The sequence below is a fragment of the Halorubrum sp. CBA1125 genome (assembly GCF_009742825.1).
Lineage (GTDB): Archaea > Halobacteriota > Halobacteria > Halobacteriales > Haloferacaceae > Halorubrum.
On record NZ_WPCE01000213.1, the window covers coordinates 1 to 4538 of the forward strand.

The window sequence follows — 4538 nt, forward strand, 5'->3', positions numbered from 1 at the left end:
GAGACGAGCCCCCGCGCTCACGAGGGCGATCCTCGACGCGGCCGAGAAGCGCGGCGTCATCGACCGCGAGGCCGCCCGCCTCAGGGTTCGCCGCGGCGGCACGTACGTCGACTACGAGCGGCAGGTGGTCCAGCGCGAGGGCGACTTCGAGTGTCGGCGGTGCGGCGCGGGGATCTCGACCGGCCACTTCGTCCGGCTCGACGCCGGCGAACTCGGGCCGTTCGGCTCCTCGTGCGTCCGGAAGGTGACCGGGAGAGACGGCGACTCTGAGGGGTGATCGGCGTGCGTCCAGCGGCCGGGGGTTCGAAGTCGGTTCGGTTCCCCATTCGCCCGGTACTTCCGGTGCTCCGTCCGCTCGGTACTCCAGTCACCCTTCGCGCCGGTACCACAGCCGCGCGAGCAGCGCCGCGCCGACGACGAGGAAGGTGACCGAGAGGACGGTGGCGGCCCCGACCGCGACGTCGACGACGCCCCAGAGCACGAACCCGGCGTACAGGAGCGCCCGGAAACGGTCGGTCCGATACCCCTCGACCGCGTATCCCCAGGCGACGAGTCCGGCGATGTAGACGTTGACGACCACGTCGCCCGCGGCGGCGACGCCGGCCGTCTCGAGGCGGGCGACGCCGGCCGCGGCGGACACCGTCGCCAGCGCGAAGACGGCGAGCGCGATCGCCGGGCGGGCGTACCGGTCGAGGAGGGAGTCCGGCATGGCGGACGCTTCGCGTGCCGACCGTAAGGCCGCTTCGGCTCCTGTCCCGCACCCCGAGGGGCGGCACCGACAGCGTTTTTCGCCGCCGCCGCCGATGACGGCCGTGAACGTTCGGGGGCCGATCCTCTCGGTCGGTGCGGCGCGGACGGTGTCGACGTCGTACGGCGAGCGCGACCTCCGCGAGCTCCGGATCCGCCCCGACGGCGGCGCGGGCGACCCCGTCGACGTGACGCTGTGGGGCAAGTGGACCGAGACCGCCGAACACGCCGAGCCGGGGATGGAACTGCTCGTCACCGACGCCGAGACGGACGAGTTCGACGGCGAGACCGGCTACGCGACCACGGGCGACTCGTGGGTGGTGCTCGAACCCGACTTCCTCGTCGACGTGACCGGGATCCGGTCGTGGGTGCAGTGTCCCCGCATGTACTACCTGAACAAGCTCTCTGGAATCCCGCTCAACTACCCGGTCGTCAAGGGGACGATCGTCCACGAGGTGTTCGGCGACCTGCTCCGCGGGATGGACCTCGACGCGTCCGTGAGGGACCGCGTCGCGGAGGCCGGGCTCGAACTCGGCCTGCTGGGCTACGAGCCGGCCGAGGTCGAAGACGAGGTGCGCCGCAACGCCGCCGCGATCGAGGGGTGGCTCGCGCAGGGAACCCTGAGCGACGAGGACACCTGGCGGTCGGAGTTCACCCTCATCTCGCCGACGTTCGGCCTGAAGGGCAGAGCCGACGCGCTCCGGCGCGGCACCCCCGTCGAACTGAAGACCGGCAAGAACACCAAGCGGGAGCCGCGCTTCCACGACAAGGTCCAAGCGGCCTGTTACGCGCTGATGCTCGACGAGCGCGGCGTCGACCCCGACATCGGGACGCTCCTGTACACGAAGAACACCGCTCTGGACCGCAACGAGGTGTCCGGCGATCTGGCGCCCGCCAAGGAGTTCACGGTCGGCCGCGGCCTCCTCGAGTTCGTCGTCCGCGAGCGCAACGCCCTCGCGGCGATGGAGTGGCGCGCGCTCCACGACCCCGGGGAGCGCCCCACCGTCCCCACGGGCTACGAGGCCGACGCGAACTGCAGCTACTGCTTCGAGCAGGACACCTGCATGGTCGTCTCCGGCCGGCTCGACCAGGAGTCGAAGGCGGGGCAGGTCGGGACCCCCGTGCCCGACGCGGAGCGCGACTACTTCGACCGATTCTACGTGGCCATCGAGGAGGAGCGCCGCGAGACCCACGCCGAGTATCGCAAGCTGTGGGAGCAGACCCCCGAGGAGCGGGCGGCCGACGACCGCGCGCTGATCGACTTAGAACCCGTCGCCCAGACCGAGATCGACGACAACCGCTGGGAACTGCGGGCCCGCAAGCCGAACGACGCCGTCTCGAAGCTCCGCGAGGGCGACGTGGCGCTCGCCAGCGACGGCGACCCCGTCACGGGCCACGGCGAACTCGGACGGGTCACCGCCCTCGGCGACGAGGTCGTCGTCGAGACCGACGAGCCGGTCGAGCTGTGCCGGCTCGACGTGTACCCCTCGGAGATCTCCGTCGACCGGTCGCTCACCGCCCTCCACGACGCAATTTTGAAAGGCGACCCCGACCGCAAGGACGTGCTCTTCGGCCGTCGCGAGCCGGCGTTCCGCGACCCGAGCGATCGTCCCGCAGACGGCCCAGACGCCTACATCGACAACAACGCGGCCCAGAACGCGGCGGTCGAGCTCGCCGTCGACGCCGAGGACTGCACGCTGATCCACGGGCCGCCGGGCACCGGGAAGACGTACACCATCGCGCGGACGATCCGCGCCCTGGTGGACGAGGGGAACCGCGTGCTGCTCGCGGCGTTCACGAACCGCGCGGTCGACAACGCCCTGGAGGCGCTCCGCGACCAGGGGTTCGGTGACGTCCTGCGGGTGGGGACCGAGACCGGCGTCCGGGGCGACATGCAGGACGTGCGGCTCGTCCGGCGCGGCGACCCGAACGCGAAGGCGGCCGAACTCCGCGACGCTCCCGTCGTCGCCGCGACCACCGCCGCCTGCGGCTCCCGGGTCCTCCGCGAGTGCGAGTTCGACGTGGCGCTCGTCGACGAGGCCTCCCAGCTCACGGAGCCGGGCACGCACGCCGCGATCAACCTGGCGGACCGGTTCGTGCTCGTGGGCGACCACGAGCAGCTTCCGCCCGTGGTTCGCGCCGAGAACGACCTCCGCACCTCGCTTTTCGAGCGACTGATCGACGCGTACCCGGACGCGAGCGTCATGCTCGACCGCCAGTACCGGATGAGCCAGCGGATCCAGGCGTTCGCCTCCGCGGAGTTCTACGACGGCGCGCTCCGCCCCGCCACCCCCGCGGTGGCCGGCCAGACCCTCGCCGACCTCGGCGTCGACCCCGGCGCGCTCGCCCCCGAGTTGACCGGCGGCGTGGGTTTCGTCGACCCCGACGGGGAGCGCGACGGCAACCGGAACGTCCGGGAGGCCGAGCGCATCGCGGGGATCGTCGACGCGTACGTCGCCGCCGGCGTCGACCCCGACGCGATCGGCGTCATCGCGCCGTTCCGCGCACAGGTCGCCGAGATCGGCCGCCGGACGGACGTCACCGTCGACACCGTCGACCGGTTCCAGGGCTCCTCGAAGGAGGTGATCGTCGTCTCGCTCGTGGCGACCGGCGACCTCGACGGGCCGATATTCGAGGACCACCGCCGGGTGAACGTCGCGCTCACCCGCGCGAGAAAACAGCTGACGATCGTGGGCGACGCCGACGCGCTCGCTACCGACCCCTTCTACGCCCGCATGCTCGACTGGGCGCGGCGGTGACGCATGCTCGACTGGGCGCGACGGTGACTCGACGGGGCGGCCGTCGCGTCTGCGATCGTCAGTGATCCTTCGTCCGTGACCCTCGCTGACCGCCGCTGACCGCCGCGTGCCCGTCGCGCTCCGTGAAACCGTCATCCGTTTGTAAGCGGAGTCGGAACGTGGACCATGAGCGAGACCGTCGACGCCGACCTCTACGCGCGGACCAAGGCGCTCCTGGAGCCGGGCGACATCGACCTCGTGGGCTGTATCGTGCACACGTCGCTCGGGGGCGACGAGGACCTGGAGATGCACGAGCTCACGGTCGCCGCCAACGACGTCATCGCCGAGCACGCCGGCAAGGGCGAGGCGTACATCGAGGCCGGCAACGACGACACCGCGTTCGCCTCGAACCAGTTCCAGGGACGCACACTCGACGACGAGGCGTTCGTCTGGGAGTGCCAGCAGCTCCTTAGAGACGGGGTCTTCGCCCTCGTGTTCTACTACGAGGCCGGCGTGGACCAGGACGCGCTCGCGACCGATCTCGGCGACCTCGACGGCGTCGAGCGCGTGACGCAGGTCCCGTGAACGACCGTCGCCGGTATCTCACCTCCCGCCCGTGAGCGAAACCGTCCTGATACCCGGCGGACGCGACGTCCGCGCCAGTCTGGACCTCGCGGCCAGCGACGATGGTGGTTCCGACGCGGTCGCCGGCGCTGGGTCGGACGCGGTCGTCGTTGCCTGTCCGCCACACCCCCGGCAGGGCGGTCACCGCGGCGACGAGCGGCTGGTCGCCGCGAGCGACGCGCTCGCCGCGCGCGGGATCGACTGTCTCCGGTTCGACTACGGCGAGTGGGACGAGGGATACGGCGAGACCACCGACGCCGACGCGGCCGTGGGCTGGGCCGCGGAGCGGTACGACCGCGTCGGGCTGTTCGGCTTCTCGTTCGGCGGCACGGTCGCGCTCGTGACGGCAGCCGCCCGTCCCGAGCTGGCGGGCGTCTGCGCGCTCGCGCCGACCGCCCGGCTGAACCCCGACGCCGACGCGGTCGCGGC

5 protein-coding genes are annotated in these 4538 nt (G+C 71.8%); 4 read left to right on the forward strand and 1 reads right to left on the reverse strand.

Annotated features, from left to right (window positions below; genetic code table 11):
• On the forward strand, window positions 1-277 hold a 277-nt coding region (locus tag GJ633_RS14265; protein ID WP_231741368.1), incomplete at its 5' end, for a DUF5830 family protein.
• A gap of 90 nt (window positions 278-367) precedes the next feature.
• Here the strand turns inward: GJ633_RS14265 and GJ633_RS14270 are convergent.
• Window positions 368-709, reverse strand: a complete 342-nt coding sequence (locus tag GJ633_RS14270; RefSeq protein WP_156589348.1) for a hypothetical protein — start codon at window positions 707-709, stop codon at window positions 368-370.
• Between the two features lie 103 nt (window positions 710-812).
• Here GJ633_RS14270 and GJ633_RS14275 point away from each other — a divergent pair, with 103 nt between their 5' ends.
• The 3 genes from GJ633_RS14275 to GJ633_RS14285 form a co-directional block, all read left to right on the forward strand.
• The gene (locus tag GJ633_RS14275) at window positions 813-3506 is read left to right on the forward strand and encodes an AAA domain-containing protein (protein ID WP_321169098.1); all 2694 of its coding nucleotides are present in this window, start codon (window positions 813-815) and stop codon (window positions 3504-3506) included.
• A 165-nt stretch (window positions 3507-3671) separates the two neighbouring features.
• The gene (locus GJ633_RS14280; protein ID WP_156589350.1) at window positions 3672-4070 is read left to right on the forward strand and encodes a DUF5778 family protein; all 399 of its coding nucleotides are present in this window, start codon (window positions 3672-3674) and stop codon (window positions 4068-4070) included.
• 31 nt (window positions 4071-4101) lie between these two features.
• Window positions 4102-4538: CocE/NonD family hydrolase (locus tag GJ633_RS14285; protein ID WP_321169099.1), on the forward strand; the 437-nt coding region annotated here is incomplete at its 3' end.

What these genes read in the sequence shown, in the direction of transcription:
- GJ633_RS14270 (WP_156589348.1), bottom strand. Translation starts at nt 709, where the DNA reads ATGCCGGACTCCCTCCTCGACCGGTACGCCCGCCCGGCGATCGCGCTC.
- GJ633_RS14280 (WP_156589350.1), top strand. Translation starts at nt 3,672, where the DNA reads ATGAGCGAGACCGTCGACGCCGACCTCTACGCGCGGACCAAGGCGCTC.